This is a genomic window from Cytobacillus gottheilii (assembly GCF_018582665.1).
Taxonomy (GTDB): Bacteria; Bacillota; Bacilli; order Bacillales; family Cytobacillaceae; genus Cytobacillus; species Cytobacillus gottheilii.
This window is the reverse complement of record NZ_CP071709.1, coordinates 2,464,051-2,488,994: the sequence shown is the minus strand read 5'-3', so window position 1 is coordinate 2,488,994 and position 24,944 is coordinate 2,464,051. Positions and strand designations below refer to the sequence as shown.

Genomic DNA, 24,944 nt, shown 5'->3' with positions numbered 1-24,944 from the left:
TAATTGTCAGTATATGTGTTTTACCCATAAAATGTGGCGAAAATAGGCAGATCCCTAAGAATAGACAGAATTTTGCAGATTAATGACCATATCAGTTTACTGAATGAATGATAACGTTTAAACTAATAGTGTACATATGTAAAAAAAGACTGTTTGCACTAGAGGGTTGATTATAGCCGCAAGCAAGATCAATAATATCTTTATGCTGCTTTAGATTCTTAGTTAGCACAGTCTGCAAAAAATGTATTAAAATAAAATTTCATTTATAACATGGAAAGGATGATCTAAATGGCTATTTCATTATCAAAAGGGCAAAAGGTTGACTTAACGAAAACAAATCCAGGTCTATCAAAAGTAATTGTTGGTCTTGGCTGGGATACAAACAAATATGACGGTGGAAATGACTTTGACTTAGACGCAAGTGTATTTCTTCTGGATTCATCAAACAAGTGTGCTTCTGAAAAAGATTTTATCTTCTACAACCAGCTTGAAGGCGGTGCTGGATCTGTTGTACATACTGGAGACAACCGTACAGGTGAAGGAGATGGCGATGACGAGCAAGTTAAGGTAAATTTATCAGCAGTACCAGCCGGAATCGAAAAAATTTCCTTCGTTATTACGATTCATGACGGTGAAAACCGCGGTCAGAATTTTGGACAAGTTTCCAATGCTTTTGTACGAATCGTGAATGAAGAATCCAACGAAGAAATCATTCGTTATGATCTTGGAGAAGACTTCTCTATTGAAACAGCTATTGTGGTTGGTGAATTATATCGTCATGCAGGCGAATGGAAATTCTCTGCGGTAGGTTCAGGCTACCAAGGCGGTCTTGCTCGCATTGCAACTGACTTTGGTTTACAAGTATAAGTTTAGCTTTTTATAAGAAAGAGTAAGGAGGCGGCTCAGGAAAAATGGGTATTCAGCTTTCAAAAGGACAGAGAATAGACTTAACGAAAACAAATCCTGGACTAGTTAAAGCAGTTATTGGACTAGGCTGGGATACAAATAAGTACCAGGGCGGACAGGATTTTGACCTTGATGCGTCTGCATTCCTCGTTGATGCTCAGAACAAATGTGTTAATGATCACGATTTTATCTTTTATAATAACCTTCAGCATCCAAGCGGCGCCGTTATCCATACAGGCGATAACCGTACAGGTGAGGGAGATGGAGATGATGAGCAGCTGATCGTTGACTTTTCATCTATACCGTCATATGTCGACCGTATTGGGATCACTGTTACCATACATGATGCTGAACTAAGAAAACAAAACTTTGGACAAGTTTCTAATGCGTTTGTGCGCTTAGTAGATGAAGCAAATGGTCAGGAACTGCTCCGTTTTGATTTAGGTGAAGATTTCTCTATTGAAACAGCAGTGGTAGTATGTGAATTATACCGTCACGGCAATGACTGGAAATTCAATGCCGTCGGCAGCGGTTTCTCTGGCGGTCTTGCCTCACTTTGCAAAAACTATGGATTGCAAGTATAATATGTAATCAAAAAGAAGAGCGATTTCGCTCTTCTTTTTTTACTTCAAAAGTAACAGTACTGAGGGATAAAATGACAACGGTTAAAACATATATAAAAGAATGGCAAAAAGCATTGCAATCAGAGATTATGTTTCTAAAAACAAAAGGAAGCACAAGGTACACCCTTTTTAACGGCAGATTACTATCTAAACAGGAAAAATTTAATTATTACTTTGAAACGTCAATACAAATTAAGATCCCGGTCGGTTCATTAGTACGTATTGTATGGGGAACTAGAGAGGTGCAAGGACGGATTCTTTCATCTGAAGGAGAAAATATGATCCTTGCACTTGAAGCCTTTTTAGGGAATGAACTATCACAGCTGCAATTGTATTATGATCCATGGGAATTGTTAGATGAATTGCATACAAGGCTTGAAGAATTAAAAAAAAGCAAAAGAAAACGAGCAAGAGTCCAGCGTCTCATGAATCCGGATATGGAGGATAAGCATCCTTCTGAAAAGGCTGGCTCAAATGTACATGAACTTGTTCTTCGCTCCAAATATAATCCAGTAACATACGTATGGGGACCACCCGGAACTGGAAAAACATATACATTGGCTCGAACAGCAGCCAATAAGTATTTAAAGAATCAAAAAGTATTAATCCTCGCCCAGAGTAATCAGGCAGTAGATGTTCTAATGGCCGAAACAGCTGCTTTTTTGAAAAAGAAAGGCAAATTTCACGAAGGTGACATGCTCCGCTATGGGATGAGTACGGGTGAAACGCTTGCTGTACATCCGGAACTGACAGCTGCTCATCTATTGTCTGCCGATCAAAACCAGATTGGAAAAGAGAAGGAAGAGCTATTACAGGAAAGAAGGCTATTAAAACACGATCTATCAAACTCATTTAGCGGAAGAGATACGGATACATTGCTGGCTGTGGAAAAAAAGCTATCAAATCTACTTGAGAAAATACGTCAGAAGGAAATGAAGTTAGTAAAAGAAGCAAGAATAGTTGGTGTCACACTTTCAAAAGCTGCTAGAGATGCCAGCATTTATGAAAGTGAATTTGACGTTATTATCATTGATGAAGCAAGTATGGCGTATACCCCGCAAATTGCCTTTGCGGCATCCATAGGAAAAAGAGTAATCGTATGCGGAGACTTTAAGCAACTGCCGCCAATTGCCTCAGCAAACAGTCTCATTGTCAATCAGTGGCTTAAGGAAGATATTTTCCATCATGCAAAAGTGACAAATTGGATCGGAGAAGGTAAGCTGCATCCTCACCTATTTTTGTTAAAAGAACAGAGAAGGATGCATCCACAGATTTCTGCCTTCACAAATAAGCATGTCTATCATTCTCTTGTGGATGATTTTCCAGGGGTTGAACAAGCGCGTAATGTCATTGCAAAACTTCAGCCATTTCCTCAGAATGCCTCTATCCTGCTAAATTCTGCCGGTGCAGGGACATACGGAATGACAGAAAGAACGTCTCGCTCACGAGTGAATTTATGGCAGCTGCTTTTATCTTTTCAAGTCTTGCATGAAGCATATTCAGCTGGAATTCAATCTATTGGCTATGTAACGCCATATCGTTCTCAGGCGAACCTAATGGAGCAGCTTCTCAATGAATTTTATGGTGAGAAATTAGAGAAATCGGATATTCTTGCTGCTACTGTTCATCGTTTTCAAGGCAGTGAAAAGGATGTAATGATTTTTGATTCAACAGACAGTTTTTCTCATACTCGTCCTGGAATGCTTTTAACAGGCAAAGATAGTGAAAGATTAATAAATGTTGCGATTACAAGATCCAGAGGGAAATTTATTCATATTGCAGATGCAGAATTTGTCCAAAAGACCGTAGCAAAAGAAAAAACATGGCGCAAGCTCGTTTCCCATCAAGAAAGGAACCACCAAGCAGTTTCACAGCAGCAGATTGGAACCTGGATTCAAACTCCGCATATGAATTTAAAATGGCTGCATGCAAGAAGGCTTGATCTTGTTAAAATCGATATTCAGCGAACAAATAAAGGGATTATTTTTGGTCTGTCCTCTAGCAATAGATTGCCTGACGAATGGATCAATCTGCTAAATGAGCGAGGAAAAGGAGTCGAATTGACTTTGTTATCTGATCAGAAAATCAATTCTTTACAGATAAACGATCAGTATCCAAATCCGCTGCCGTTTCCATTCCTCATTTTTGATGAGAAGGTTGTCTGGCTGGGAATGCCAGTTGAAGACTTAATGAGAGCAAAACCCCCATACGCAGCCGCAAGAGTACGTTCCAAAGTGCTGGCTGGTTATATAATGACTCAAGTAAATGCAATGAAGTAAGATATAATAAGACTAGGCAAATAAATTGAAAGCGGTGGGATTACTATGGACTTAAAACCAATACTAGGACAGCACCATGTCTCAGCTTTAACAGCAAATGCCCAGAAAAACTATCATTTTTATACGGAAATTCTCGGTTTGCGTCTTGTGAAAAAAACAGTAAATCAAGATGATACAACAATGTACCATTTGTTCTATGCTGATGAGAGCGGATCACCTGGCACTGATTTAACATTCTTTGAAATTAAAAATGCCGGGAGAACTTATCCAGGACATAGTAGTATTTCTGAAACAGCTCTAAGAGTTCCAAATGACCGTGCACTCTTCTATTGGATCGATCGGTTTGTTCAATTCGGAGTAAAACATGATGATATCACTGAATATGCGGGCAGAAAGGTCGTTGCTTTTGAAGATCATGAAGGACAGCGGCTATCACTTGTATCAGATGAGAATAATAGAGGTGTCAAAGGGGGAGAGCCTTGGAGACAAGGTCCAGTTCCTGCTGAACACGCTATAATTGGTCTCGGTCCGGTTGCACTGACAGTAAAAAGCATAAAAGAAACAGCTCATATTTTAACCAACGTTCTCCAGTATAAGGAAAGTGGAAAATATACAAGAGTAAAAGGAAGCAGCACAACCACATACTATGTTTTTTCAACAGGTGAAGGAGGAACAGGTGCCGAAATTCATGTTGAGGAACAGCCGGACATGCCAAAAGAGCGACCTGGCCGGGGAAGCGTGCATCATGTTGCCATTAGAGTTGAAAACATGGTTGAATTAAGTAAGTGGGCAGAGTATTTAAAGCAATTGCGAATTGGCAATTCAGGTATCGTGGAAAGATATTATTTTAAATCTATTTATTTCCGAGATGAAAATAGGATTTTATTCGAACTGGCTACAGATGGACCTGGATTTTTGCAGGATGAACACTTAGATACGCTTGGTGAAAAACTGGCGCTGCCTCCGTATCTGGAACATAAAAGAGCAGAAATAGAAGCGAATTTAACTCCACTTAAAACATCGTAATGACGTCTGATGGATTCTGCCAGCCTATTGACTTGATGATTTATTGATCATATATGAAACCTTTCTCTCTATTTTACGTTTAATATATAGTAATAGTATCTAGCATCAGGAAGATTGAGTTCAAAAGGTACTGTAAAGGAGAAAGATATGAGCAGATTACAGCCCATTTGGGAAAATATAAAACGTTATTGGAAAAAGTTCCATCTGACACAAATCATTTTATTGCTGGGTTTATCGGCAATATTGTTTACCATTTTGTTCTTTGCTTTTTTAGCTGCGACAGCAAATGTCGAGACATTGCAGGATGGACTCAGGCAGTCAACCGTTATATATGATAAAGATGGAGATGCAGCAGCAAAATTAGCTTCTAATCGTGCAGAAGGTGTATCAATTGAAGAAATTCCGGAGCATGTAATGAATGCAGTCATCGCCATTGAGGATGAGCGTTTTTATGAGCATAATGGTTTTGATGTTAAGGGGATCGCACGGGCCTTTTTCAGTAATTTGTTTGCAGGAAAAATTACTGGCGGGGGAAGTACGCTTACACAGCAATTAACGAAAAATGCTCTTTTAACAACAGAACAGACGTATCGCCGCAAGGCTGAGGAGCTTTTCTTAGCCGTTGAAATTGAAAAGAAGTATGAAAAAGATGAAATCCTGCAAATGTATTTGAATCAAGTATACTTTGGCAGTGGAGCATGGGGCATCAGCAGTGCAGCTAACACATACTTCAGCAAAAAGCCATCACAACTTACCATAAGCGAAGCTGCTGTACTGGCAGGACTGCTGCAGTCACCATCTGTTCTGGATCCGAATAAGAATTATGATCGTTCGATGGAACGGCGAAATGTTGTATTAAGTAAAATGAACGAATTAGGATATATTACAGAGCAAGAATTCAGCGATGCAAAAGCAGAAAAAATTGTATTAAAAGAAGGATCAGGAACGGCAATGGAACGTAAATATCCATATTATATCGATGCTGTTCTTGATGAGGCGATTCATACGTATGGTTTAACACAAGAAGAGATTTTTACTAGAGGCTATAAAATATATACAGAACTGGATCAAAATCTGCAATCTGGGTTAGAACTTGTCTACAGCAGAGACTCATTATTCCCACAAGGCAGGGGCGGGGAGATTGTTCAAAGCGGTGGCGTACTGCTCGATCCTGAAACAGGAGGAGTTCGTGCTTTAGTAGGTGGAAGAGGAGAACATGTATTCCGCGGTTTTAACAGAGCTACACATATTAAAATGCAGCCTGGTTCAACATTAAAGCCACTTGCTGTTTATACACCTGCTCTGGAGGAAGGCTACACAGGAGAATCTATGCTGAAAGATGAGCTTCAAACTTACGGTGATTATCAGCCTGAAAATGCTTCAAAGCAATATGCTGGAGAAGTAACAATGAAAAAAGCCATAGAGCAATCAATCAACGCACCAGCTGTCTGGCTTCTAAATGAAATTGGATTAGAAAAGGGAATTGACGCTCTAACTCGGTTTGGCATTCCCCTGCAAGATGAAGATGAATATTTAGGAATCGGATTAGGCGGCATGCGAAGCGGTATTTCCCCGTTAAAGCTTGCAGAAGCATACGCTGCTTTCCCTAATGAAGGAAAAAGAAATGATGCTCACCTTATTACGAAGATCGAAGGCCCTACAGGGAAAGTAATTGCCGAAAGAAAAAAAATAACGGTTAAAGTAACATCGAAAAAGGTTTCTGAAGAAATGACGGCTCTGCTCCGTGGGGTCGTTGATAAGGGTACAGGAACAGGCACAAAAATGGATGATGTACAGATTGCCGGTAAAACAGGATCAACACAGCTTCCATATGCAGATATTAATGGTACAAAAGATCAGTGGTTTGTCGGCTATACAAAGAACTTAGTTGGAGCTGTCTGGCTCGGTTATGACAAAACTGATCGTGAGCATTATTTATCAACTAGCAGTTCCGAAACTGTAGTCCCTGTATTCCGTGCGATTATGGAGCAATCGGTTCAGCATATGGAAATGGAGAACTTTACGGAAGAGCGTTTGAACGCAGAAGAAATCCGAAAAGATGTTGAAGAAACGTTAAAAGAACAAGCTGAAAAGATTGAAGGAAAACTTAAAGAAGAGATGCCAAAATGGAAAGAAAGCTTAAATAAGGGAATAGAAGAACTAGATCAATTTGGCGACTTTTTAAAAGAAAAATGGGGAGAAATAAAAGGAAATTAGAATTAATTCTTTTTTCTCAACTATAGAAAGTTTATCATTTCATTTAAGAGATTATACGAACAATAGACAGACAAAGATCCTAAAAAATCTTTTGTCAGTCTATTGTTTTTTTGTTAGCTGCAGATTTGACTGATTTTAATACTCATAAAAGTCTTATATACACTTTTAGCCTTATGCATGGAAGAGTGAATGGAAAAATGCGAGACAACACAAGAATACTTAGTAAATAAGAGAGAAATATTCATGTTATCAACTGCTAGCACTTTGCTATATTTATGTTATCATATGCTATATGAGGTGATAATTATGAGTTCAGATCAAAGAATCCAGGTAAATGTAAGATTAAAAAAAGATACGAATAATAAGTTAGATGAAATCGTCGAATATTATCAGGAGAATACAAAATTTGGACGTGTTTATAAAGGAGACGTTCTAACCGATATCATTGAAAAATCATATGATATTATGTTAAAGCAAAAAAAGATGGGTAAAAAAATGTAAGATGACGATATCGATATCTTTCTGGATGGTAAGGAGAGTGGAACATGAGGGATGTTACCTTAACTGAGATCTATCAGCACAGAATTGCACAAAAATATGTAACACGTTCGGGTCTGGCCCATGCTATTGCTGTCAGTTATCATGCATTTCGTCTGGCAAAAGAGCAAGGAGTTGATCCAGACAGTGCTGCCAAAGCAGGCTTCCTTCATGACATTGGCCATTATACTTGGTACAAAAATGGAAAATGGGATTATGATTTATATAAAAAGAACGATATTCACGCCATAAAAGGTGCTGAAAGAGCCCATAAACTGCTTATCCGACTTGGTGAAAATCCGGTCAAAGCTAAGGAAATTGCGCTAGCTATCCTTTTTCACACTGACTCATTTATGCCAGGAGGCGAAGTGATCCGTACTCCGCTGCAAACTATTGTCAAAACAGCTGACGAATTAGATGAAGAACCAGGCGGTGCCCATCACTACCGCACCTTAGAATACGACCGCGCCCTTAAAAGCCTGCAGGAATTGGATGCAAGAATTGAGAAGTTTATAATGGAGAATAAATAAGTTGGTATAAGAAGCTGGGAAACTGTCTTATTGATGGTATTTTTAAGTTTGGATACTAATTATAGAACCAGGTGAAATGGAGCGGAGGACCCTCGACTCCGGAGGGAAGTAGAGGAAAAGGTGAGACCCCGCAGGCTTGCCGAGGAGGCTCAGCTTCCTCCCCTCGGAAAGCGAGGGACCGCAGCGCAATGGAACAAACAACATAAAAGATTAATCCTCCTTTGGGGTTATTTTGAGAAGTAATTCCAAGAAATCAGTTAGTTCTTTTGACCTCTTTTCAGCAGAATAATGCCGCTATCCCCTCTTTTTGTCGTAATAATATTGTCCTAAATCTCATTTTTGGATACTATTTAATTAAGGAAGGTGGATAGCATGCGGCCCAGAACGAAAAAATCAGCGATCTCATTTGATAATCTAAAGTACAATCTAACTACTGTTTTCTTGCATTTATCATTTTACGGAATTATTATTCTAATCTTACTATTATTTTTCGAATTCTTTGGTTGATTTATAAGATTCTGAAACCATGCATTTCCTATATTAAACTGCAAATAATTTTGTTCTTGTACAGTTTAATGGTAATATGTAAGAGGATTTTAAACAAAGGAGATGCTTTTAATGACTAAAAAAGGATACATACAACTGCAAAACGGTAAAAAAGTAGAATTCGAATTATATCCTAATGAAGCACCTGGAACGGTTGCAAACTTTGAAAAGCTTGCAAATGAAGGGTTCTATGATGGATTAACTTTCCACCGTGTAATTCCTGGATTTGTTAGCCAAGGTGGCTGCCCTAACGGAACAGGAACTGGCGGACCTGGCTACACAATCAAATGTGAAACAGAAGGAAATCCTCATAAGCACGAAGTTGGTTCTTTATCAATGGCACATGCCGGAAAAGATACGGGCGGAAGCCAATTCTTTATCGTACATGAGCAACAGCCGCACTTAAATGGTGTGCATACTGTATTTGGTAAAGTAACTTCAGGTATGGATGCAGTAACAGATATGAATAATGGCGATGTAATGGAGAAAGTAGTCGTTACTGAAGCATAATCATTTGAAAAAGAGTCGACTTCGGCTCTTTTTCTATGTGTTTTTTTAAACTAATAAAAAGAGGTGCGCTATGAAGCCAGTAAATGATATTATAAGCCCGGATTTGGATGTGTTATTTATTGGTTTTAACCCCAGCATAAAATCATCTGAAACCGGCCATCATTTCGCGAACCGCAGCAACCGTTTTTGGAAGATCCTTCATGAATCAGGCTTGACGCCTTATCAATATTTGCCTGAACAAGATCAGGAATTATTAGAGTTAAACTATGGGTTAACAAATATCGTGGCACGTCCAACAAAGGCTGCAGATGAAATAACCAAAGAAGAATACAATGAAGGACGATTACTTCTCGCTGAAAAGCTACAAACATACCAGCCTAAAATTGCCTGTTATGTAGGAAAGGGAGTATATGAGCAACTGGCAAAAAAGAAAAAGATTCCTTGGGGTATTCAAGAAACTTCTGTTGTACCGGGAATCATTGATTTTGTCGCTCCTTCATCTAGTGGACTTGTTCGCATGAAACTCAATGAGATAGTCGATATATATAAGCTGGTAAATAAACAATTAACAGAGTTACAGCAATAAGAGAGGAGGTATTTCAGTATGCTGCCTTTTACAGTAAAAGTACTGGAAATTATTAAAGAAATACCTTCTGGCAGTGTAATGACTTATGGTCAGATTGCTGCCATTGCAGGCAGCAAAAGGGGAGCAAGACAAGTAGCCCGAATTTTGCATTCTATGAGTGAAAAGTATTCGCTGCCATGGCATCGAGTGGTTAATGCGCAAGGGAAAATTGTTTTACATAATCAAGAACTTGCTAATAGGCAGAAGGAATTGTTAGAAAATGAGGGTGTTTTCATTCAAGAAGATCAGAGGATCGACTTAAACCATTATAAATATACGGGTGAAATGGCCTTTAAAAAAGAAAAAGAAGACTTCCCATGGGAATAAGAAGTCTTCAGGATGTTCCTAATTTTTCAGCATATTCTTCAACCATTTCTGCCGTGACAATTTTTCGTTGGGGAACAGCTCCCAGCTTGGCTAATTCGTTCATTTTTCCTGTGATTGCATTTATTTCGGTCACACTAAATGCCTTACCAGCCTGACAATTTTGAACAGCAATATCAATATAACGTTCTCTTTCATGATCAAGTCTGATAAACTCTATGATTCTGCTGTTTTGTTTCTTCACATGATTAGTAATAGCTTTATGTACACTCATCTATACTTTCCCCCTGAATCATTGTATCAGTGACACAATCATACTATGCGGACCAGATAAAAGAAAGAGGCTGGGACAAAACGAAATTAATCTTTCTAAAACACGAATATTCACTATCTTGGTTTGGGTGTTTAAACAAGTCCGTTCCACTGCGCTGCGGACCCTGTTTTTTCGTGGGATCACAAGCTGAGCCTCCTCGAAGCTAAGCTTCTGCGGGGTCTCACCTTTTCCTCTATTGCCCACAGGAGTCGAGGGTCCTCCGCTCCATTTCACTCATGTTAATAAAATATATTTTATAATCATAAATAAAAAACCGAATGATTAGAAAGATAACTTCCTAACCATTCGGTTCTATGAGTGTGTTAAATACTTATGTCCCAGCCTCTTTTTCGTTTGAAAATTATTCAGCTTTTGCTGCTTGAAGTTCAAGTTGAATTTTTACTTTATCGCCGACTAAAACGCCGCCAGTTTCTAATGCTGTGTTCCAAGTTAGACCATAATCGCTTCTTTTAAGAACACCTTCAACACTAAAGCCTGCTTTTTCATTTCCCCATGGATCTTTTCCAGAACCTTCGTAAGTTGCATTTAATGTTTCAGATTTAGTAATGCCGTTGAGTGTAAGATCACCAGTAATTAGATAATCTCCATCACCCTCGCTTACGATGTTTGTTGCTTTAAACGTTAATACCGGGTGATTTTCTACATCGAAGAAATCAGCTGAACGAAGGTGGTTGTCACGGTCTTCGTTTCTTGTATCAATGCTTGCAAGGTCTACTGTGAATTCAATCGTTGCTGTTGTTAAATCAGCAGTATCAGCTTCAATCACTGCATCAAATTTTTTGAAAGAACCTTTAACATTTGCAATCATCATGTGTTTGATTGAGAAATCTACCGCACTGTGTGTTTGATCTAAAGCCCATTTTGTTTTAGCCATTTTAAATCTCCTCCAAATAGTTATTATTTATTTATCTTTAATTCAAGATATATTAATTCTAGATAAATTATATGAGGATTTAGATGAGGTGTCAATTCTTTTTTTCAGAACTTTACAGTTGTTTTCAAAAAATTAATACTACTGCAAAAAATGATAAGCTTATACTCATTTCAAAAGAGAATAGGGGTGTATTATGGATATTTTCACTTCGTAACTTCATAATAAAGGATAAACAGCGATGTATAAGTATTGATCATGATACAATAAGAAAACTAGACGTTATTTTACATAAAAGGGGTACATAAATGGAGTTTCTCGATTATATTCATAAGGACGCAGTTCAACATACAAAAGATAAAATTTTAGAGGATTTGGATGCTTATCTAGGCAGCAGGAGTGTGCAGCCATCCTTTCAGGAATATATGCAGGATCGTTTAATTTATATTGAACAAATTTGGAAAAATGTCTGGGTGAATAAGGCGCACAATAAAATGTCCAGACATAAGAAACGGCAGTATTTAGAAGAGAAGGGCATTGAGACCGTTTCAGCTGACAAAAAACTGATCAATCAGCTTTTTAAAAAAGAGATTAGTGATTACCGGCCATTTGATGCTGAAAGATGGCTGCTGGAAGGATTCTCTCATCAGGATGATAAATGGAATGAACGTTTTAATCATGCTCGAAAACAATTCAAGTTAAAGCAGGCTGTCCGCAATAAAGAGATGGAAAAGCAAAAACTTCATGAGGTGATTGAGAACTTAACAGAAGGTCTGATTATTCAAAATGAAAGGTCTCTTTACCTGAAGCTAAGATATCATATTGCAAAGCAGCTTTTAAATGATGTATCAGCAAAGGTTCGATATAGAAAAATTGAAACAACAGCACTTGAAGAGCAGCTGGAAGAAATCGGAGCATTTTCTTTCGAACCATTCAGCAAAATGGGAGATTTCTTTGAAGAGCTTACAGGCAATATTCATAAGACCATGTATAGAGGCAGATGGTATTTTGAATATGAAACCTACTTTTATATTTATGAACGAGCTATTCGTTCCTTTTTATCAGATGCCTTGCAGGTAATGCTGTTGGAAAATATGCCGCATTCCATTTTTGAACAATACGAAAATGTTTATGAGAAAGCACTTACTGGCAGTATTTTAAAGAAAAAGGTTTCTTATTTGTTTGGAGAATTGACGGAGCATTTTATTGAATTAATTCAAGATGAGTATGCAGAAAATCTTTTAGGATTAGCGAAGCTTCCATTTGAAGAGTCTGTTCATAATCAGTTGTATGAAGAACACCTCGCTGAGCGCAAAAAGCGGGAACAGGAGGAACGGGCAGAGCGAAAAAGGAAGAAAGAAGAAGAAGAGAGTATGCTTTCTGATATATTTGGAGCCGAATATAGTCCGTCTGTTGATCGGCCAGTGAAATTTACGCTCCACATCGGTGACACAAATACAGGGAAAACGTATCATGCTCTTGAAGAGATGAAAAAGAAAGATAGTGGCATCTATTTAGCTCCGCTTCGCCTTTTAGCATTAGAGGTATTTGAAAAGCTAAATCAAGATGGTACACCATGTTCATTAAAAACGGGTGAAGAAGAAAAAATTGTAGACAATGCTGCCCATATGGCTTGTACCGTCGAAATGTATTATGAAAAACAATATTATGACATCATTGTGATTGATGAAGCACAAATGATTACCGATAAGGATCGCGGTTTTTCATGGTACAAAGCGATTACAAAAGCGAATGCAAAAGAAGTTCATATAATCGGCAGTAAAAGTGCAAAACCGATGCTGCTTCAGCTGCTCGAAGATTCCGATGTCACTGTGAAAGAGTATACCAGGGATACGCCGCTGCAAGTCGAGGATCGAGAGTTTCAGTTTAAATTTGTTAAAAAAGGGGATGCGCTCATTTGCTTTTCACGAAGAAAAGTACTTGAGACAGCTTCAAGACTGCAGAACGCAGGACATTCAGTCAGTATGATCTATGGCAGTATGCCGCCAGAAACAAGAAAAAAGCAAGTACAGCAATTTGTCAATGGGCAGACAACTGTTATTGTTTCAACTGATGCCATTGGAATGGGACTTAATTTGCCGATCCGCCGCGTTGTTTTTCTTGAAAATGAGAAATTTGACGGCACAAGACGCAGGCAGCTTACATCACAGGAAGTGAAGCAAATTGCCGGCAGAGCTGGAAGGAAGGGTCTTTACAATAAAGGAATGGTCAGCTTTGTCAAAGACGTGAAGGAAATGGGGCAGCTTCTGCTTATGAAAGATGAACCTGTTTTTTCCTTTGCGATCGCTCCTACACAGGGCGTTTTCGAACGCTTTCAAAAATATTCCCGCGATCTAGGCTTATTTTTTGAGCTATGGGATAAATTTGAAAGTCCGGCAGGTACAGTTAAAGCGGCACTACATGAAGAACGGGAGCTATATAGTATTGTTCGCGGTACCGAGATTGAGGCAAAACTGCCTTTAACAGATCTATATGGTTTTTTGCATCTGCCTTTTTCAAAAAAAGAGACAGACTTAATCAGACTTTGGGAAGAAACGATGTATGCGATTGTCGATGGTTCTGAAATGCCAGAGCCGCGATTAAAAAATAAGAACTTAGAAGAACTAGAGCTGAGCTATAAAGCAATTGGGCTTCATTTGTTATTTTTGTACAGGCTTGATCAAAGAACGGAAGCACTGTACTGGGAACGGGTAAGGGAAGAAATCAGCCAGCATGTTCATGACAAGCTAAATTCAGATGTTCGCAACTTAACAAAAAAATGTAAACGATGCGGCAAACAGCTTCCTTGGGAACATGATTTTCAAATTTGTGATGATTGCCATCAAACTCGCCCATATCGTCAACGATACTATAAAAGGTAAAAGCATCTGCAAACAAAAAAGACGCAATACATTCACACCTGTTATGTGAATGTATTGCGTCTTTATTTATGTTATGGTTTCAAAACAACTTTAATACAATCATCTTCATGATTGTTAAACACCTTGTAGCCTTTAGGAGCATCATCTAATGTGATCTTATGTGTGATTATTTCAGTAGGATCAAACAATCCATCAGTTATCTGCTTATATAACTCGGGCATAATCGGTATAACTGGGGCCTGTCCCATTTTTAATGTAACGTTTCTCGAGAAAAAAGCTCCAAGCGGGAAGAGATTGTAATTTCCTCCATACACACCTGTCAACTGAACAACACCTGACTTTCGGACGGCTTTTGTTGCAATTTGAATAGGACCAAGTGTCCCGCCTTGAAGCTTCATTTTTTGTTCAATATATTCCAGCGGTGATTTTTTACCATCCATGCCAACACAATCAATGACGACATCTGCTCCGCCTTTTGTGATTTCTTTTAAATGTTCTCCCATATCTGGATAATCGGTAAAATCAAAGGTTTCAACTTTATTCGTTGCAGCAGCATGCTGAAGGCGGTAAGGTAAATGGTCAACGGCGATTACCCGTGAAGCCCCTTCAAGCCAAGCAAACTTTTGCGCCATTAGGCCGATTGGCCCGCTTCCTAAAATAATGACAGAATCACCCTTTTTAACACCAGCATTCTTGACACTCCAATAAGCTGTTGGGATAACATCTGATAAGAAAACAAGGGATTCATCTTCAAGCTCACAGGATTCAGGGATTTTAAATGGAGTAAAGTTGCCAAAAGGAACCTTTAAGTATTCCGCTTGGCCTCCTGGGTGATCACCAAATTTTTCTGAATAGCCGAAATAGCCGCCTGAATCATAGTGTGGATTTGAATTATCACATTGGCTGGTTTCATCACTTTTGCAATATTGACATTCTCCGCAGGAAACATTGAAAGGAACAACAACACGATCTCCTTTTTTGACCTTTGTCACTTCTGGTCCGACTTCTTCCACAATTCCCATCGGCTCATGTCCAATGATATACCCTGGAGGCAAAGGAAAGTTTCCTTGATACAGATGCAAATCTGATCCGCAAATCGCTGTTGTTGTAATTTTTACAATAATGTCATCCTTTTTCGTTATAGCTGGGTCTTCCACATGATCAACTGATATTGTATTTGGTCCTTGGTATGTGACAGCTTTCACTGATTTCACTCCTTTTTCTCTATATCTCTTGTTTATTATTTGTTTAAAGGCCTATTTCAATCCTTGAAGAATCATGGACGGAATGATTTTTGCTATGTGCCATTATGTTGGCATGAATTGGTCTAGCACTGTATAAACATGGTAATGAGCTAGTTTTAACTTCAAAAAAAGGAGCGTCTTCTATGCCAAATTACAGTCATACAGTGGAAGTTGACCTGCCAATTCAGCAATTATGGAATTTTGTTCATGTAATGGACAATTGGGCACCGCTTGTTCCAGGATATATTAGTCACAGAAAGGTCAATGACAATCAATCATTATGGAGTTTTTACACAGATATTGGTGTAATGAAAAAGAAAATTGAATTACAAGTAGATATTACAGAATGGTCAGAACCGCACAAAGTAGCCTTTCAACTTACTGGTATTAACGAAAAATTATCAGGTAGCGGCTATTTCTCTGCGCAAGTATCGGAAGGTAAGAAAGTCGAAATGACCGGATTTTTGGACTTAACAGCAGAAGGAATGATGGCGAAAATGGCTAATTCCATTATGAAATCCTCCTTGCCGGAAATCACAAAGGAACTGACTGAAGCGGTTGCTGAAAAGGCAGAACAGCCATTAGCGCCAATTCAAAGAAATTAAGTAAGAGGGCAAGGATTTATTTAAAAAATAATAAAACAGGCTTTAGCAGCCTGCTCCATGTACGATTTATTTTGTATACTTATTTGCGTAGCTCGATGCAACAAATGCATCGGGCTTTATGACGGGTTCAAAGCCTGCTGATTGAATTCTTGCAACCATTTCCTGTACATATTCTCTCGTTTTGTTCCGCTTGCCGGCTCCAATATCAAGATGCCCTTCCATTACAAAAGATGCGCCGCTATATATAAAAGGGAGCACAATGTCTGCCAATTGTATTTTTTTATCATTGGTAAATAAAGACACAACTTCTTCTGTCAGGGCAGTTTCATACGAAATTCGTTCATGAAGTGAATGCATTTTTCGTTTTAAACTCATTTTTTTAATGCATGCCCATGCCCCTTTTCCTTCTCTTTGAATGACAATTCCCGTAATAAACAAGGTTTTATCAGGATGGACTTGTGAATCAGTTCCAACCATCAGCCGAAAACTGGAGCGCGGATCAAGTCTCATAAAAGAGATAATTTTACTAAAAACATCATCAAATGACATCGCAGTCTCTTGCAGATTTTGAAAAACAAAGCTGTTTTCCTGTTCGGTTTCCATCCAATCACCACTCATTTTTTGTTTTGGCCGTCCAGTACATTCATGTCTTTGCTTGTTACAGTATATTGCTGTATACAAGAAAGTTTGTCACTTTTTTCTGTAAGGGGCATATTCTGCTTTTTGTTCCCTGGTCATTTCCTGCATGTTGAGCATCAATTCAGCGTTTCTGTTAAACAATATGCTATGATGATGGCAAGAGAGGATGATTATTAATGAAAATTCAAGTATGGTCAGATTTTGTATGCCCATTCTGTTATATAGGAAAAAGAAGATTAGAAAAGGCCATTGTTGCATTTGAACATAGTGAGCAGGTCGAAGTGGAATTTAAAAGCTTTGAATTAGATCCGAATGCGAAAACAAATAATGGTGAGAACATACATGAAATGCTGGCTGCTAAATATGGCATGTCAGTACAGCAGGCAAAGCAGACAAATGAAGGATTGAAACAGCAGGCAGCTGCAGAAGGTTTAACATTCGTTTTTGATGAAATGAAACCGACAAACACATTCGATGCTCACCGTCTGGCAAAATTTGCTGGTGAAAAAGGCAAAGAAGCTGCTGTAACGGAAAAGCTGCTTGCGGCGTATTTTACAGAGTCCAAAAACTTAAGTGATCATGAAACACTTATTGCAGTGGCAGAAGAAGCAGGACTTTCTGGAGATGAAGTAAAAGAAGTGCTGGCAGATGAAGCTAAATTTGCCAATGATGTAAGAATAGATGAAGCACTGGCACAGCAATATCAGATCACTGGTGTTCCTTTCTTTATTATCAATAATAAATACGCTATTTCTGGTGCGCAGCCACAGGAGACCTTTGAAGGTGCTCTCAAAAAAGTATGGGAAGAAGAAAATGAAACGCCAGTTCTCAAAACGTTTGACTTTGAAACGAAGTCAGAAAGCTGCTCTGGCGATGAATGTGAGCTTCCTGGAAAAGACGAAAACTAAGCAATGGTTCATAGGCTGGGACATAAAAATCTAACTCGATAATATAACCGAATGGTTAGAAGCGAATCTTTCTAATCATTCGGTTTTTTATTGTTGTTTTAAAATTTGTTCTTTTTAAACATGAGTGAAATGGAGCGGAGGACACTCGACTCCAGTGGGCAATAGAGGAAAGGGTGAGACCCCGCAGAAGCTTTGCTTCGAGGAGGCTCAGCTTCCTTCCCGCGGAAAGCGAGGGTCCGCAGCGCAGTGGAGCGGGCTGGTTTTAAAACGCCAACCATAATATAGAATATTCGTTGTTTTAGACAAAGTATTTTAATTTTTTACTACCCACTTCTAAATATATAAATAGCAACTCTATATCATTCATTTGTACACTTGCATTTTTTTGTATTTACAAGCATGATATGTAACGAATACATAGAAGAAAGTAGGAAGTTTGTTTGCCGAATTTTAATCAATTAGGATTATCTCCTTCCCTTGCAGCAGCTGTTGAACAGGCTGGATTTATTCATCCGACAGATATTCAAAACAAAGCGATTCCACAGATCATTGCAGGAAACGATCTTGTTGCATTAGCACAGACAGGAACAGGAAAAACATTTGCATTCATTTTGCCTATTTTAGATCATGTGGATCCGGCCTTAAATATCATTCAAGCCTTAATCGTTACACCCACTCGAGAGCTCGCTCTTCAAGTAACTGATGAACTGGAAAAATTGATTCATGTTAAGGAAGGTCTCAATGTGCTGGCGGTCTATGGCGGTCAGGATGTTGAAAAACAGCTGTCATCTCTCAGCAGCTCAGTCCATATTGCTGTTGGAACGCCCGGCAGGATCATTGACCATATGAATAGAGGCAGTATTGATTTAGCACATGTATCAATGCTGGTCCTTGACGAAGCAGATCAAATGCTCCATATTGGTTTTCTTAATGAAGTTGAAAAAATCATCTCTGCGTGTACAGCTCAGCGACAGACGCTGCTTTTTTCTGCTACAATGCCTGAGGATATTAAAAAGCTATCAGTATCATATATGAATGATCCGCGGCTGATCGAAACGAAAAAATTATATAAAAAAGCTGAACATATCAAACAGCTTGCCTACTATACAACTGATCGTGCCAAGCAGCAAACGCTGATTGATATTTTGCGTACACATCGTCCATTCTTAGCGATTATCTTTTGCAGAACCAAAAGGAGAGTGACGAAATTATATCAATCTTTAATGGAAAAAGGATTTTCATGTGCTGAGCTGCACGGCGGCCTTTCCCAGGCAAAGCGGGAAGAAACGATGAGAGCGTTCCGAGAGAATGAGTTTCAACTTTTAATAGCAACAGATGTCGCAGCCCGCGGACTCGATGTCGAAGGTGTCACACATGTTTTTAATTATGACATTCCACTTGATACAGACAGCTATATTCACCGCATTGGCAGGACTGGAAGAGCTGGCATGAGAGGGTTGGCGATCACATTATATACTAGAGCGGAAATGTCCAAACTTGAACAGATTGAAAATGATTTATCTGCTAAACTCTCCAAAAGGACAATGGAACCACAACAGCCGCAACAAAACAGAGAACATCATTCGAAAAAAAGATATGGAAAACATAGAAAATAATAATAGAAGAGGTGCAAAATGCTTACTGCAGAAATAAAGAAACTTTTAGAACAACAGCCAATTAAGCTATTTAATGAGGAAAAAGAGTATGCAATCGCAAACAGCCTGATTTCCGCAGAAGAAATCAATGAAGTTCTGCCATCACAGCAAAGATGGACTGATCTGTACATTGAACGCGGAAACAAAGAAACAGAAGAGTTTTTAGGTGAAGAAACAAACTCTTTTTTACAAGAAAAGATCTCTTATTTACGATCAAATCAGCAGGAATTTTTATATATGGAATCAAAGTGGTTTGAAAACATAGGAATTGAAGGAATAATACTTGAAGAAAACGATGTCTTTCATACATATGACATTATATTTGGTCTGAAAAAGCAAAAAAAGTATGGAGATCACCTTCGAAAAATACTATCTGAAAAATTCCCTCCAGAAGCAAAGTATTCAATTCTTTTTAATGGAAATGATGGATTATGGGATATCAATTTGCCGATCAGCTATCTCAATGGATTTTCAGAAGATATGACGATTGAGGAAGTACTTTCACATAGCTATCAGTTTATATTTAAAATGGTTGTTGATTTAGAAAATAACAGGTGACCATGACATTTATCATGTAACGTGTATGACAGCTATGTCTTTTCGGATTGATATCGTTTTCTTATGATAGATATATAAACACATGAAAGGAAATGAATTCATGACAAAACAGCTGCTCACTAGCTTAAAAAAAGAAATGGCGCCATTTGAAAAGGCCAATAGAAACGCAAGCATTAGACAATTAATTAACACTTTAGTTCCTTTTTTTGCATTATGGTATGCAGCCTATTTAAGTTTAGAGGTATCATACCTTCTAACTTTGGCTCTATCTGTCATTGCATCAGGATTTTTAGTCCGGATTTTCATTATCTTTCATGATTGCTGTCACAATTCGTTTTTTAAAAGCAGAAAAGCCAATAAAATTATCGGTACCATTGCCGGTGTTATAACGCTATTCCCGTTTACCCAATGGCAGCGTGATCACTCTATCCACCATGCGACAAGCAGCAACCTTGATAAGCGCGGAACCGGAGACATATGGGTTTTAACGGTTCAAGAATATATAGACGCACCGTTCTGGACAAAGGTAGGGTACAGGCTTTATCGTAATCCATTCATTATGTTTGGATTAGGACCTATTTATCAATTTTTAATTATCAATCGCTTTAACCGTAAGGATGCAAAATGGAAAGAGCGACTTAACACATATATAACGAATATTTCAATAGCAGCTCTATATAGCGGATTGTGCTGGTTAATCGGCTGGGAAGCTTTTCTGCTGGTTCAGCTGCCAATCTTTCTTCTCTCAGGATCTGCAGGGATCTGGCTGTTCTATATTCAGCATACATTTGAACAATCATACTTTGAAGTAGATTCAGAGTGGGAGTATGTTAAGGCGGCGGTTGAAGGAAGCTCTTATTACAAACTTCCAAAAATACTGCAATGGCTGACTGGAAACATTGGTTTCCACCATGTGCATCATTTGAGTCCAAGAGTGCCCAATTACCTTTTAGAAGAGGCTCATAATGAATCTGAGGCACTGCAGCATGCTCCAACCATTACGATGGCCAAAAGTCTGGAATCTCTACGCTTTAAACTATGGGACGAAGAAAATAAAAACTTTGTTGGCTATAAAGCTGTGAAAAAATATATTCAAAAGAGCAATACAGTTGTAACAGATAAGGCATAAAAGTAAAAACTCCTTTGTTTTTTGCAAAGGAGTTCTATTTTATCCATTGAAGCAGTGCAGCAGCTGCATCATGTTTAATTGTTAAAGCTTCTCCATTTTTCAATTCTCTTGCAGAAATCAAAGACAGACATTATCAGTAAATTTGAGGGATATTATGGCGAAAAAGTATATTGCATTTTTAAAAAATCCAGGAATCTCTCCATACATTTGGATTCTATTAAGCATTCTTCCTTTTTATTTTATTTTCCAATCTTCGTCAACATATGAAATTGCAGTGGGAATTTTATTAACGATTACTTTTTTTATTGTGTATCGATTTGCCTTTATTTCTGACCGATGGCCGGTGTATTTATGGTCCTCAATTTTAATTGCGATCTCAATGACCATGGCAATTTTATTTCATTATATTTATTTTGCTATTTTTATTGCCAGCTATAATGGAAATATAAAGAACAAGGTTGCATTTTATACAATTTATGTTGCACATCTGGTTGTGACAACAGCCGCTATAAATTTTAATATTGTGATTGGTGAACAGCTCTTTTTAACTCAGCTTCCATTTATCATCATCATATGGATAAGTGTCATTTTGCTTCCGTTCACGATTTCTAATAAGCATAAACAAGAAAAGCTTGAACGGGAGCTTGCGTATGCGAATAAAAGAATTTCAGATTTGGTCAAGCAGGAAGAACGGCAGCGCATTGCCCGAGATCTCCATGATACTCTAGGACAGAAACTATCTCTCATTGGATTAAAGAGCGATCTGGCACGCAGACTGATTTATAAAAATCCTGAGCAGGCCCGTGATGAGCTTAAGGATGTGCAGCAGACAGCAAGAACAGCATTAAATGAAGTGCGGAAAATGGTTTCGCAAATGCGAGGCATCAGGTTAAAAGAAGAGCTGGTAAGCGTTAAACAATTATTAAAAGCGGCTGAGATTGAATACATTGGAAGCGACGCGCTTAAGGTCGTCAATGTTTCACTGTTTATTGAAAATATACTAAGCATGTGTTTAAAAGAAGCGGTGACGAATGTAGTCAAGCACAGCAAAGCTAGTTATTGTAAGATTAAGATTATACAAACCGAAAAAGAAATAAAAATTATCGTCGAAGACAATGGGGTTGGTTTTGATCCAACTGAACATGAAACAAAAGGCAATGGACTGATTGGCATGAAAGAAAGACTTGATTTTGTAAATGGTACGCTTGACATCCACTCCAATGCTGGCACAACCGTGACCATGAGTGTACCAACCGTTTTACGGGCAGTTGAACAGGAGGGAAAAGAAATATGATTACCATAGTCATTGCAGAAGACCAGCGTATGATGCTCGGTGCGCTAGGATCACTGTTAAGTTTAGAGGAAGATATGGAAGTGGTCGGCAAGGCAAACAATGGTGCTGAAGCAGTCTCCCTCGTTCATAAACTGAAACCGGATGTGTGCATCATGGATATTGAAATGCCTGAAAAAAATGGATTAGAAGCGGCAGAGGAAATTAGAGACTTAGATTGTAAGGTCATCATTTTAACGACCTTTGCACGCACTGGTTATTTTCAGAGGGCGGTAAAAGCTGGTGTCGGCGGCTATTTATTAAAAGATAGTCCAAGCGAAGAACTGGCTGACTCAATCCGCAGCGTTATGGCCGGCAAACGTTTATATGCACCAGAATTAATGGAAGATCTTTATAGTGAGGAAAATCCGCTGACAGATCGGGAAAAAGATGTGCTTGAGCTGATTGCAGAAGGAAAAAACACAAAAGAGATTGCCAGCAATCTGAACATTAAAACCGGCACAGTCAGAAATTATATTTCAGCCATTATGGAAAAATTAGAAGTGACCAACCGCATTGAGGCAATCACGCAATCAAAGAAAAAAGGCTGGTTTAAATAAGTTTATAAAGTATTTAACATGACAATAGAACTGACTGGTTAGGATATGAATCTTCTAATCAGTCGGTTTTTTTGTTCCGATGCTATTGGCTGATTTATAGAGCAGGAAATAGGAACAGCAATTTTTTTAATGGGTCTAGATACTTAACCACTAATTGCGCCTCAAATCCTATCACCCTTTGTAAAACTCTAATTTAATCAAAAAAATTAACTAAATACGCTGTTGACTTTTGTGAAAAGTAGGTTCATAATATTTTAAAAAATCAATATGCTTTATTTATTAAATGCTTTTATGCGTTAAAATGAATTTGTTGTAAGAAAACAATTATTCCAAAACAGGGAGACTGAGTGCTGATGAATGATTATGATCAAATCAAGGTTCATTTAACATCGAATAGTAAAGAGAAACCACCATTTGATAAGCTGCAATTTGGAAGGAATTTTACAGACCACATGTTTGTAATGGATTATAAGGAAGGTCTTGGCTGGCATGATGCCCGAATTATTCCTTATCAGCCGCTGCAGCTCGATCCATCAGCAATGGTTTTCCATTATGGCCAAAGTGTTTTTGAAGGTTTAAAATCTTATTTGAGTACAGATGGAGACGTGCTGCTGTTTAGACCGTCAGATAATATGAAGAGGCTGAATCGTTCTAATAACAGGCTCTGTATTCCTCAGATCGATGAAGAATTTGCAGTGGAAGCCCTAAAAAGATTAATACAGATTGATCATGAATGGGTGCCAAATGGTGAGGGAACTTCATTGTATATTCGCCCGTTCATCATTTCAACAGAACCTTTCCTTGGAGTTGCTCCTTCGAAAGCATATCAATTTTATATCATTATGTCTCCGGTAGGCGCTTATTATAAGGAAGGAATCAATCCAGTTAAAATTGCTGTACAAAGTGAGTTTGTTCGTGCTGTAAAAGGTGGAACAGGTAATGCGAAAACAGGCGGGAATTATGCTGCAAGCCTTAAAGCGCAAGAATCAGCAGAAGGATTAGGCTATTCCCAAGTTCTTTGGCTTGATGGCAATGAGCATAAATATATTGAAGAAGTAGGAAGCATGAACATTTTCTTTAAGATAGACGGTGAGATTGTAACCCCTGAATTAAACGGAAGCATTTTAGAAGGAATCACCAGAAATTCAGTTATCCAGCTTATTAAGCATTGGAATTTGCCGCTGACGGAAAGAAAAGTATCTATTGATGAGATCTTTGAAGCCCATAAGCAAGGCAAACTGGAAGAGGCATTCGGGACAGGGACTGCAGCAGTTATTTCACCAATCGGCGAATTTTTCTGGCAGGACGAAAAGATTGTGATCAATGATCATAAAACCGGAAAAATCGCCAAGCAACTATATGAAACTTTAACAGGTATTCAAAAAGGGACCGTCCCTGATCCATTTGGATGGACTACACCAGCATATAACTCTTCTAAAAAAGCAACAGCCGTAAACTAAAAAATGTAAGAGTGTGGGACATAAGTATATAACACACCTATTGAACCGAATGGTTAGGAAGGTCATCTTTCTAATCATTCGGTTTTTTATTTATAAATTTAAAATATATTTTATTTACATGAGTGAAATGGAGCGGAGGGCCCTACTCCTGCGGGCTGCAGAGCAAAGGGTGAGACCCCGCAGGACGAAGTGACAAGGAGGCTCAGCTTGCTCCCCGCGTAAAGCGAGGGTCCGCAGCGCAATGGAACGCTCTTGATTAAATACCGAAACCAAGATATTGAATATTCGTGTTTTAGAAATATTAATTTCGTTTTGTCCCATCCTCTTTTTAGTATCTTTCTCCCGTATTTGGTTTGCTTTCTATTTGTTTAAGGGTAGTTCGTTAATAATAATGTAAGATAAATTGGTGAAAAAAAGTGTATTTTGAAACTTTTATACACTTCCATTCGTTTATTATAATAGATAGAATTCTGCCATATTATCATAGTTGAGAAACATTTAAAGGAATAAGTGGATTAAAAGCAAAAAAGAGCGTTTACTAAGCAGAAGTTTTACAGATATTGCTATTGTTTTTATATAATAGTATATTCATATATATGAAAAATGTATAAATATTGAGTATTTTCATATAGCAATTTTAGCTGAG

At 38.2% G+C, this 24,944-nt stretch carries 23 protein-coding genes; 19 read left to right on the top strand and 4 right to left on the bottom strand.

Annotated elements, in window-relative coordinates; translation table 11 throughout:
- Positions 1-288 precede the first annotated feature (288 nt).
- From J1899_RS12255 to J1899_RS12210, 10 genes are all read left to right on the top strand, one after another.
- The gene (locus J1899_RS12255; RefSeq protein WP_066445207.1) at positions 289-867 is read left to right on the top strand and encodes a TerD family protein; all 579 of its coding nucleotides are present in this window, start codon (positions 289-291) and stop codon (positions 865-867) included.
- Between the two features lie 44 nt (positions 868-911).
- Positions 912-1,490, top strand: a complete 579-nt coding sequence (locus J1899_RS12250) for a TerD family protein (protein ID WP_066445209.1) — start codon at positions 912-914, stop codon at positions 1,488-1,490.
- 71 nt (positions 1,491-1,561) lie between these two features.
- Entirely contained in the window at positions 1,562-3,808 is a 2,247-nt protein-coding gene (locus tag J1899_RS12245) for an AAA domain-containing protein (protein WP_214473998.1), read from the top strand.
- A gap of 45 nt (positions 3,809-3,853) precedes the next feature.
- Entirely contained in the window at positions 3,854-4,834 is a 981-nt protein-coding gene (locus J1899_RS12240; RefSeq protein ID WP_066445211.1) for a ring-cleaving dioxygenase, read from the top strand.
- Positions 4,835-4,981: 147 nt separating this feature from the next.
- Positions 4,982-7,051, top strand: a complete 2,070-nt coding sequence (locus J1899_RS12235) for a transglycosylase domain-containing protein (protein ID WP_214473997.1) — start codon at positions 4,982-4,984, stop codon at positions 7,049-7,051.
- 306 nt (positions 7,052-7,357) lie between these two features.
- Positions 7,358-7,552 carry a hypothetical protein gene (locus tag J1899_RS12230; protein ID WP_066451587.1) on the top strand — a complete coding sequence of 65 codons (195 nt, stop codon included), beginning with the start codon at positions 7,358-7,360 and terminating at the stop codon, positions 7,550-7,552.
- Between the two features lie 44 nt (positions 7,553-7,596).
- Positions 7,597-8,118, top strand: coding sequence for an HD domain-containing protein (locus tag J1899_RS12225; RefSeq protein ID WP_214473996.1), 522 nt, complete (start codon positions 7,597-7,599; stop codon positions 8,116-8,118).
- A gap of 618 nt (positions 8,119-8,736) precedes the next feature.
- Complete coding sequence (locus J1899_RS12220) at positions 8,737-9,174, top strand: peptidylprolyl isomerase (protein WP_066445226.1); 438 nt, start codon at positions 8,737-8,739, stop codon at positions 9,172-9,174.
- Between the two features lie 70 nt (positions 9,175-9,244).
- The gene (gene mug / locus J1899_RS12215; RefSeq protein WP_214473992.1) at positions 9,245-9,760 is read left to right on the top strand and encodes a G/U mismatch-specific DNA glycosylase; all 516 of its coding nucleotides are present in this window, start codon (positions 9,245-9,247) and stop codon (positions 9,758-9,760) included.
- An 18-nt stretch (positions 9,761-9,778) separates the two neighbouring features.
- Positions 9,779-10,126 (top strand): MGMT family protein, encoded by a 348-nt coding sequence (locus J1899_RS12210; RefSeq protein WP_214473990.1) that lies wholly within the window; start codon positions 9,779-9,781, stop codon positions 10,124-10,126.
- 7 nt (positions 10,127-10,133) lie between these two features.
- Here J1899_RS12210 and J1899_RS12205 read toward each other — a convergent pair whose 3' ends face one another.
- On the bottom strand, positions 10,134-10,397 hold the full coding sequence (locus J1899_RS12205; RefSeq protein ID WP_214473989.1) for a YpbS family protein: 264 nt from the start codon (positions 10,395-10,397) through the stop codon (positions 10,134-10,136).
- 400 nt (positions 10,398-10,797) lie between these two features.
- The gene (locus tag J1899_RS12200; protein WP_214473987.1) at positions 10,798-11,331 is read right to left on the bottom strand and encodes a YceI family protein; all 534 of its coding nucleotides are present in this window, start codon (positions 11,329-11,331) and stop codon (positions 10,798-10,800) included.
- A gap of 305 nt (positions 11,332-11,636) precedes the next feature.
- On the opposite strand from J1899_RS12200, the gene J1899_RS12195 reads away from it, so the two are divergent.
- Entirely contained in the window at positions 11,637-14,210 is a 2,574-nt protein-coding gene (locus J1899_RS12195; protein WP_214473985.1) for a helicase-related protein, read from the top strand.
- A gap of 71 nt (positions 14,211-14,281) precedes the next feature.
- On the opposite strand, the gene J1899_RS12190 is transcribed toward J1899_RS12195, so the two are convergent.
- Positions 14,282-15,415 (bottom strand): zinc-dependent alcohol dehydrogenase, encoded by a 1,134-nt coding sequence (locus tag J1899_RS12190; protein WP_066445251.1) that lies wholly within the window; start codon positions 15,413-15,415, stop codon positions 14,282-14,284.
- 182 nt (positions 15,416-15,597) lie between these two features.
- Here J1899_RS12190 and J1899_RS12185 point away from each other — a divergent pair, with 182 nt between their 5' ends.
- Positions 15,598-16,059: an SRPBCC family protein gene (locus tag J1899_RS12185; protein WP_066445253.1), complete on the top strand. Its 462-nt coding sequence runs from the start codon at positions 15,598-15,600 to the stop codon at positions 16,057-16,059.
- Between the two features lie 66 nt (positions 16,060-16,125).
- Here J1899_RS12185 and J1899_RS12180 read toward each other — a convergent pair whose 3' ends face one another.
- Complete coding sequence (locus tag J1899_RS12180; RefSeq protein WP_066445255.1) at positions 16,126-16,662, bottom strand: ribonuclease H-like YkuK family protein; 537 nt, start codon at positions 16,660-16,662, stop codon at positions 16,126-16,128.
- A 212-nt stretch (positions 16,663-16,874) separates the two neighbouring features.
- Here J1899_RS12180 and J1899_RS12175 point away from each other — a divergent pair, with 212 nt between their 5' ends.
- The 7 genes from J1899_RS12175 to J1899_RS12145 all read left to right on the top strand — a co-directional run bounded on the left by J1899_RS12175 (position 16,875) and on the right by J1899_RS12145 (position 24,298).
- Complete coding sequence (locus J1899_RS12175) at positions 16,875-17,606, top strand: DsbA family oxidoreductase (RefSeq protein WP_214473983.1); 732 nt, start codon at positions 16,875-16,877, stop codon at positions 17,604-17,606.
- 440 nt (positions 17,607-18,046) lie between these two features.
- Positions 18,047-19,222, top strand: a complete 1,176-nt coding sequence (locus J1899_RS12170) for a DEAD/DEAH box helicase (RefSeq protein WP_214473981.1) — start codon at positions 18,047-18,049, stop codon at positions 19,220-19,222.
- 18 nt (positions 19,223-19,240) lie between these two features.
- Positions 19,241-19,819 (top strand): branched-chain amino acid aminotransferase, encoded by a 579-nt coding sequence (locus J1899_RS12165; RefSeq protein ID WP_214473980.1) that lies wholly within the window; start codon positions 19,241-19,243, stop codon positions 19,817-19,819.
- A 100-nt stretch (positions 19,820-19,919) separates the two neighbouring features.
- Positions 19,920-20,948: a Delta(5) desaturase DesA gene (gene desA, locus J1899_RS12160; protein ID WP_214473979.1), complete on the top strand. Its 1,029-nt coding sequence runs from the start codon at positions 19,920-19,922 to the stop codon at positions 20,946-20,948.
- A 154-nt stretch (positions 20,949-21,102) separates the two neighbouring features.
- Positions 21,103-22,242: a sensor histidine kinase gene (locus tag J1899_RS12155; RefSeq protein WP_214473978.1), complete on the top strand. Its 1,140-nt coding sequence runs from the start codon at positions 21,103-21,105 to the stop codon at positions 22,240-22,242.
- Positions 22,239-22,838 carry a response regulator transcription factor gene (locus J1899_RS12150; protein WP_066445273.1) on the top strand — a complete coding sequence of 200 codons (600 nt, stop codon included), beginning with the start codon at positions 22,239-22,241 and terminating at the stop codon, positions 22,836-22,838. The genes J1899_RS12155 and J1899_RS12150 overlap by 4 nt, the downstream gene beginning before the upstream one ends.
- 353 nt (positions 22,839-23,191) lie before the next feature.
- Positions 23,192-24,298: a branched-chain amino acid aminotransferase gene (locus J1899_RS12145; protein ID WP_066445275.1), complete on the top strand. Its 1,107-nt coding sequence runs from the start codon at positions 23,192-23,194 to the stop codon at positions 24,296-24,298.
- The last annotated feature ends 646 nt before the right edge of the window (positions 24,299-24,944 follow it).

Coding starts and splice junctions, on each gene's coding strand:
- J1899_RS12195 (WP_214473985.1), top strand. CDS start 11,637: ATGGAGTTTCTCGATTATATTCATAAGGACGCAGTTCAACATACAAAA.
- J1899_RS12230 (WP_066451587.1), top strand. CDS start 7,358: ATGAGTTCAGATCAAAGAATCCAGGTAAATGTAAGATTAAAAAAAGAT.
- J1899_RS12250 (WP_066445209.1), top strand. CDS start 912: ATGGGTATTCAGCTTTCAAAAGGACAGAGAATAGACTTAACGAAAACA.
- J1899_RS12225 (WP_214473996.1), top strand. CDS start 7,597: ATGAGGGATGTTACCTTAACTGAGATCTATCAGCACAGAATTGCACAA.
- desA (WP_214473979.1), top strand. CDS start 19,920: ATGACAAAACAGCTGCTCACTAGCTTAAAAAAAGAAATGGCGCCATTT.
- J1899_RS12175 (WP_214473983.1), top strand. CDS start 16,875: ATGAAAATTCAAGTATGGTCAGATTTTGTATGCCCATTCTGTTATATA.
- J1899_RS12155 (WP_214473978.1), top strand. CDS start 21,103: ATGGCGAAAAAGTATATTGCATTTTTAAAAAATCCAGGAATCTCTCCA.
- J1899_RS12235 (WP_214473997.1), top strand. CDS start 4,982: ATGAGCAGATTACAGCCCATTTGGGAAAATATAAAACGTTATTGGAAA.
- J1899_RS12245 (WP_214473998.1), top strand. CDS start 1,562: ATGACAACGGTTAAAACATATATAAAAGAATGGCAAAAAGCATTGCAA.
- J1899_RS12185 (WP_066445253.1), top strand. CDS start 15,598: ATGCCAAATTACAGTCATACAGTGGAAGTTGACCTGCCAATTCAGCAA.
- mug (WP_214473992.1), top strand. CDS start 9,245: ATGAAGCCAGTAAATGATATTATAAGCCCGGATTTGGATGTGTTATTT.
- J1899_RS12255 (WP_066445207.1), top strand. CDS start 289: ATGGCTATTTCATTATCAAAAGGGCAAAAGGTTGACTTAACGAAAACA.
- J1899_RS12145 (WP_066445275.1), top strand. CDS start 23,192: ATGAATGATTATGATCAAATCAAGGTTCATTTAACATCGAATAGTAAA.
- J1899_RS12220 (WP_066445226.1), top strand. CDS start 8,737: ATGACTAAAAAAGGATACATACAACTGCAAAACGGTAAAAAAGTAGAA.
- J1899_RS12165 (WP_214473980.1), top strand. CDS start 19,241: ATGCTTACTGCAGAAATAAAGAAACTTTTAGAACAACAGCCAATTAAG.
- J1899_RS12180 (WP_066445255.1), bottom strand. CDS start 16,662: ATGGAAACCGAACAGGAAAACAGCTTTGTTTTTCAAAATCTGCAAGAG.
- J1899_RS12240 (WP_066445211.1), top strand. CDS start 3,854: ATGGACTTAAAACCAATACTAGGACAGCACCATGTCTCAGCTTTAACA.
- J1899_RS12205 (WP_214473989.1), bottom strand. CDS start 10,397: ATGAGTGTACATAAAGCTATTACTAATCATGTGAAGAAACAAAACAGC.
- J1899_RS12200 (WP_214473987.1), bottom strand. CDS start 11,331: ATGGCTAAAACAAAATGGGCTTTAGATCAAACACACAGTGCGGTAGAT.
- J1899_RS12210 (WP_214473990.1), top strand. CDS start 9,779: ATGCTGCCTTTTACAGTAAAAGTACTGGAAATTATTAAAGAAATACCT.
- J1899_RS12150 (WP_066445273.1), top strand. CDS start 22,239: ATGATTACCATAGTCATTGCAGAAGACCAGCGTATGATGCTCGGTGCG.